This is a genomic window from Pasteurella testudinis DSM 23072 (assembly GCF_900176075.1).
Lineage (GTDB): Bacteria > Pseudomonadota > Gammaproteobacteria > Enterobacterales > Pasteurellaceae > Chelonobacter > Chelonobacter testudinis.
This window is the reverse complement of sequence record NZ_FWWV01000069.1, coordinates 84,822-90,959: the sequence shown is the minus strand read 5'-3', so window position 1 is coordinate 90,959 and position 6,138 is coordinate 84,822. Positions and strand designations below refer to the sequence as shown.

The 6,138-nt window shown below is 49.1% G+C and carries 6 protein-coding genes; 4 read left to right on the top strand and 2 right to left on the bottom strand.

The genetic code is table 11. From position 1 onward, the window contains the following. A partial coding sequence (locus B8880_RS14165) for a transposase (protein WP_208610927.1) occupies nucleotides 1–150 on the top strand: 150 nt, incomplete at its 5' end. 175 nt (nucleotides 151–325) lie between these two features. On the opposite strand, the gene nhaA is transcribed toward B8880_RS14165, so the two are convergent. Continuing rightward, complete coding sequence (nhaA, locus tag B8880_RS14160; RefSeq protein ID WP_084258219.1) at nucleotides 326–1,528, bottom strand: Na+/H+ antiporter NhaA; 1,203 nt, start codon at nucleotides 1,526–1,528, stop codon at nucleotides 326–328. Between the two features lie 337 nt (nucleotides 1,529–1,865). Between nhaA and B8880_RS14155 the strand changes: the two genes are divergently transcribed. Genes B8880_RS14155 through B8880_RS14145 form a run of 3 tightly spaced genes read left to right on the top strand, consistent with a single transcriptional unit; the run spans nucleotide 1,866 to nucleotide 5,346 of the window. Next, nucleotides 1,866–2,888: a TAXI family TRAP transporter solute-binding subunit gene (locus B8880_RS14155; RefSeq protein ID WP_084258218.1), complete on the top strand. Its 1,023-nt coding sequence runs from the start codon at nucleotides 1,866–1,868 to the stop codon at nucleotides 2,886–2,888. Between the two features lie 15 nt (nucleotides 2,889–2,903). Next, the gene (locus B8880_RS14150) at nucleotides 2,904–3,386 is read left to right on the top strand and encodes a DUF1850 domain-containing protein (RefSeq protein ID WP_115306435.1); all 483 of its coding nucleotides are present in this window, start codon (nucleotides 2,904–2,906) and stop codon (nucleotides 3,384–3,386) included. Continuing rightward, entirely contained in the window at nucleotides 3,370–5,346 is a 1,977-nt protein-coding gene (locus B8880_RS14145) for a TRAP transporter permease (protein WP_084258216.1), read from the top strand. Before B8880_RS14150 ends, B8880_RS14145 begins: the two co-directional genes overlap by 17 nt. A 68-nt stretch (nucleotides 5,347–5,414) precedes the next feature. On the opposite strand, the gene B8880_RS14140 is transcribed toward B8880_RS14145, so the two are convergent. Beyond that, a complete protein-coding gene (locus tag B8880_RS14140; RefSeq protein ID WP_084258215.1) occupies nucleotides 5,415–6,014 on the bottom strand; it encodes a YajG family lipoprotein in 600 nt (199 codons plus the stop codon). Between the last annotated feature and the right edge of the window lie 124 nt (nucleotides 6,015–6,138).

Here is a 6,138-nt window from a genome sequence, read left to right as displayed (position 1 = left end):
AACCGACATTTTTGGGCAAAGGGTTATTATGTAAGTACAGTGGGTTTAAATACAAAAGTGGTAGAGGAATATATCAGGAATCAGGAAAAAGAAGACATGATTCAAGATAATTTATCGAAGAAAGAATATGTGGACCCCTTTAAGGGGTAAGCCACAGAGTTATTGTGCAGTTGTCAGTCTTTTCACATGCCCCTTGAGGGGCATGTGAAGTACTAGGCCCTTATAGGGCAGCCGAAAAACCGCACGTTTCACGTGCGGATTGTTATTTTGCTGTTTTCAACACTCAAAGTGCGGTTTATGATCTGAGACCGCACTTTTAGCGTTATCAAGCGGTTTGTTGGGTTGCCGCCGCCGGAGCGTTGGTTGTCGGTGCGGTTGTGCTGGCACGCAGTAATAATAAGCCCAAAATGGCGGAAACCGTTGAACCCAATAAAATGCCGATTCTGGACAGTGTATTGATACTTTCGCCGGCGGTTTCAAATGCCAAGCCGGACAGGAACATTGACATGGTGAAGCCGATTCCGCACAACACCGAAACGGCAAAAATATGTTTCAGATTGACCAGTAGTGGTAATTTGGCAATTTTCAGCTTGATGGCGATAAAACAGAAACTGAACACGCCCAACGGTTTGCCGATTAACAAGCCTAAAGTAATCCCTAATGGCAATGCGCCGCTTAACATCTCAAGATTGACACCGCTTAACGGCACACCGGCATTGGCAAAGGCGAAAATCGGCAGGATAAAAAACGCCGACCAAGGATTGAGCGCGTGTTCCAGACTTTCCAGCGGGCTGCTGCCGTCACGGGCGGTGATCGGCACCGTGAAGCCCAAAATAACGCCGGCTAAGGTGGCGTGTACGCCGGATTTTAATACGCAGACCCACAATACCATGCCGACAAACAGATAAGCGCAAAGGGCGCTGATCCGCATTCTGTTCATGATGATCAAAATAATCACGGACAATCCGGCGCCGAGCATGGCTTCGGTACTCAAACCATGGGCGAAGAACAGGGCGATGACGATAATTGCGCCTAAGTCGTCGATGATCGCCAACGCCAATAAAAAGATTTTTAACGGTAGCGGAACCCGTTTGCCGAGCAGTGCCATAATGCCGAGGGCAAAGGCGATGTCGGTCGCCATCGGGATCGCCCAGCCTTCCATCGCAATCGGATCGCCGTAATTAAAGAAGGTGAACACCAGTGCCGGCACTACCATACCGCCAATTGCCGCCAGCACCGGCAAAACCGCCTGCTGGTAGGAGGAAAGCGAACCGAGCATGATTTCCCGTTTCACTTCCAATCCGACCAGCACAAAGAATAACGCCATCAGCCCGTCGTTGACCCATAACAGAAACGGTTTGGCGATACCTTGCTCGCCGAATTGCACGATAACCGGTGTGTTTAACAATTCAAAATAGTAGGGGGAAAGAAAACTGTTGGCGAAAATCAATGCCAGCGCAGAAGTGGCCAGCAGGGTGATTCCGCCGGAGGATTCGAGTTTTAAAAATTTTCCGATAAATGATCTCATGCTACTCCTTAGATTTGTTGTACGAGCGAATGGCTATAGAATATAACAGCCTTTGCCATGATTAAAGCAAAACCGAAGATATCCTTGCCTTTTATAAGGTTGGATAAAATAACAAAATTTGACCGTTAACGGTATTTAGCCATTGACAGCCAATAATATAGCCATTATTGTCATTTAGCGATAACCGCTCTTTATCATCAAGATACTGATATATTTTTTAATATTTATTAGAATTTGTTAAGAAAAGATGAGCAGAAGGTCAATATTGGCGATTTTTATTTAAAAATTGCCTGTGGTTGGCGTTTATCTGTCCCACCCGTTAACGAAGGAGAACGTTATGAAAAAAATCAAAGCTTCAACGATGGTAGTCACCGCCGCATTATTAGCCGTGTCGGTTAGTGCTTGTGATGATAAGCCCGGTGCGACCTCCGCTTCAAACGCAGCCCCTGCGACCTCACAACAAGCGACTCCTGAAACCGGCAGCGTGCAAAGCAAATTTGTGACCATCGCCACCGGCGGTGCGTCCGGGCCGTATAATATTATCGCGACCACCTTGGCGGAAATTTATACTAAGGACTTGAAAACCAATTCTAAAACCCAAACCACCGGTGCGTCGGTGGAAAACCTGAATTTGTTACATCAGAAAAAAGTGGAAATGGCGTTTTTGATGAGCGACGTCTTGAGTGATGCGGTCAACGGCGTGGGCAACTTCCCGAATAAGATTGACAACGTCAGTGAAATCGCCGCACTTTATCCGAACTATGTACAAATTGTTACTTCCAAACGCACCGGTATTCAAACCATTACTGATCTGAAAGGCAAGCGGGTCGCCACCGGTGCGCAAAATTCCGGGGTGGAAGTGAATGCGCGTAATTTATTGGAAGGTTTCGGCATTAGCTATAACGACATCAGTGTCGATTATCTGGGCTATGCCGAAGCGGCGGACGCGTTGAAATCCGGCAAAATTGATGCGGCGTTTTTAACCAGTGGGTTGCCGAACTCTTCGTTAATGGAGCTGCAACAAGGCTTTGATTTGCAAATTGTCAGCATTCCGGCGGAAGGTATGGCGGAAGTGATTAAAACCAAGCCGTATTTCAATGCGATGGAGATCCCTGCCGACACTTACGGCAATGCCGAAGCGATTCCGACCGCAGCGATTAAAAATGCGTTGGCGGTGCGTTCCGATTTGAGCGAAAACGATGTGTACTTGTTGACCAAAACCTTCTTCGAAAGTTTGCCGCAATTGCAAACCGCACATCAGGCGGCGAAAGACATCAATCTGGAAAGTGCGCAGCAGGGCTTGGTAGCGCCGTTACATCCGGGCGCTAAAAAATACTATGATGAAGTGAACGCCAAATAAAGTGTTTCACCGATCATGACCAAGGCAGGCAAGGTAACGTGGATTTTTGTGCTTACGGTAACCGCACTTGCCTGTCTATTTCCGCTTAAGCTGTTCGTGATTCAGCTGAGCGATCACTCGTGTTATTTGTACTCGCAAGAATTTGAATTGAGTTGGCATCATTCGGTCGAGCGTCAATTATGGCGCGAACATTATCGGCATGACGGAGACAAGATTTTACTCGATCAAACGTGGTTACAAACGTTTGGTGCCGGCACGCCTTCACAGGGTACACCGATCACAGCCCCGTCAGGATATGTCGGCTACCGACAGCAGATTCGGCTGGCGGAAATCAATTGGGTGGTATCAGCGAATATGCAAGGCGAGCTAACGGCGCAGCAACGGGTGATACCGTTTTATCAATTCGTACCGGACTACAGTGTGGTTCGGATCATTCCTTCTCGGATTGCAATGATTGTTTTTTTATTGGGGAGATCGTGCCATGACTGGGCAAGTTAATCAGGATTCTCAAATGTTGGGAAGCAGAGAACAGGAAATTCTGGAAAAGTATGACCGCGAGTCGGTCACGCGCCAGTTAAAGCGCGGTTGGGGAAAACGCTTGATCAGCGTGATTGCGGTTTTTTATTCGCTGTTTCACCTGTATATCACTTTTTATCCGCTACCCACCTTGTTGCAGCGTTCTATCCATGTGGCAGTCGGTTGCGCCCTGATCTTTCTGATTTATCCGGCGGCGAAGAGAAGCCGTCGAGATCATATTGTCTGGTATGAATGGTTATGGGGGGCGGCTGCGTTGGCAGGGGCGGCTTATTTGATGTATCAATACCAAGCGATTATGACTGTACGCGGCGGCATTCCGAATAGCGAGGATATCGTATTTGCGGTGTTAACCGTGCTGGTGGTGTTAGAAGCCGCGCGGCGGATTACCGGCTGGGTGTTGGTGCTTTTTGCCTTATTGTTCCTGCTGTATCCGTTTATCAGTTCGATGGAATTTATGCCGGATCGCTTGCTGACCCGCCCGTATGATATCGGCGATATTTTCGGGCAGCTTTATCTGAAAACCGAGGGACTGTACTCTTCCGCAACCGGTGCTTCCGTGACCTTTATTTTCTTATTTATCTTATTCGGTGCGTTTTTGGGCAAGTCGGGCATGGGGCAGTTGTTCAACGATTTGGCTCTGGCAATTGCCGGAGACAAACAAGGCGGACCGGCGAAAGTGGCGGTGATTTCCAGCGGCTTTATGGGCAGTATCAACGGGGCGGCGGTCGCGAATGTGGTCAGCACCGGCGCTTTCACCATTCCGCTGATGAAAAAAATCGGTTATCACAAAAATTTCGCCGGTGCAGTGGAAGCCAGCGCCTCGGTCGGCGGACAAATTCTGCCGCCGATCATGGGCGCCAGTGCGTTTATTATGGCGGAAACCACCGGTGTCAGCTACGGTACAATTGCCTTGGCGGCACTGTTTCCGGCGATCTTGTATTATCTCGGCGTTATCGCGCAAGTCCATTTCCGCGCAGGGAAACGTAATTTGAAAGGCATTCCGCGCGATCAGTTGCCACAATTAAAAGCGGTGATGAAAGCGCGCGGGCATATGCTGCTGCCGATCGTGGCATTGGTGTATTTCTTGATTCAATCGGTGCCGATCGGGTATGCCGCGACCTATACTATTGGTATCACGGTACTTATCAGTCAGTTGCGCCGAGAAACCCGCATGGGGATTAAAGATATTTGGGCGGCATTGGAAGACGGCGCGCGTCAGGCGTTGCCGGTGATGGCGGCGTGTGCGGTGGTCGGCATTGTGATCGGCGTGGTCAATCTGACCAGCTTCGGCACGGTGATGACCTCATCGATCGTAACATTAGGCGCCGGTTCGTTATTGCTGACCCTGATTTTAACCATGCTGGCGTCAATGGTGTTGGGCATGGGCTTGCCGTCGATTCCGGCGTATATTATCACCGCCACCATGGCGGCGCCGGCATTGGCGGTGTTTGACGTACCGGTATTGGTTGCGCATATGTTCGTGTTCTATTTCGGGATTTTCGCCAACATCACGCCACCGGTGGCGCTTGCCGCCTTTGCCGGTGCCGGAATTGCCGGCGGCGATCCGATGAAGACTGGTTGGCAATCGCTGCGTTTGGCATTGGCGGGCTTTATCGTGCCGTTTATGTTCGTGTATAACCCGAATATGCTGATGATCGATGTCACCGATGTTGCGGTGACGGCAAGGACGTTCCCGTTGCCGGATATTTGGGTGATTGTCAGCGTGGTCGTAACTGCCACGATTGGTGTCTTGGGCTTATCCGCTGCGGTGGAGGGCTACTTCAAAAATACATTTGCTGGCTGGCAGCGAATTATTCTGGCTGCCGGCTCGTTGCTGCTGATCGTGCCGGAACATGTCACCGACTTAGTTGGTGTGGTGATTGTCAGCTTTATTGTATGGTTGAATTACCGCAATAAATGATCCGCCTTATTTGAAGTGTAAAGTGCGGTTTTCACAGACCGCACTTTGTGAGGCGTAAGAATTGCGGCTTAATTGCTCAAACTGAGCAGGGCATTGCTGACTTCGTTGTCGTTGTAGAATTTGGTGACAACGTCTTGGAAAGAGCGGTTGATGATTTTCTGAATACCTTCGTTATTCACACCGAATACCCCCTCTTGCGTGTTGGTTGCACCGAAACTTTTAGAGAACGTCCCTTTCGCCCCTTGCACTTCCAACACGACATTCACTTTGCTGTCGATTTTATATTTCAGATTGCCTTCGGTGACTTGTGCGCCGAAATCGGTGATCCTAACCACGATGTTGCTGTTGGAATTTGTCCCGCTGGCAATACGGAAGCCTTTGCTGTTTAAACCTTGCTGTACCACTTGTTGAAACAGTTGCGCCACTTCGGGGCTGGAGGTCAAATGTTGCACATTACCGCCGGAAGTGTAGCTGGCAACGGTCGAGGTGGCGCGCTGGTCTTGCGTAACCACATTGACCACAACCCGTTGGTTAGCGGTGTTAAATTGTGCGCTTGGCGCCGGTGGCGTGAATGTCAGGGTGTTGTTTTGGGTTTGGCAGCCGGCTAACAGCACCGCACTTCCGAGCAAGAGCGCCGAAGAAAGGGCTTTTAATGATGTCTTTTTCATTTTATCTCCTTAAAGATCAAGTTTAAACTATCAGTCATCAATTATTGTTGCAAACTACATTGATAAAGTATAGCGTTAGACCGCAAAATTACGCTTTTATTCATCATTATTTTTCTGGATTGTT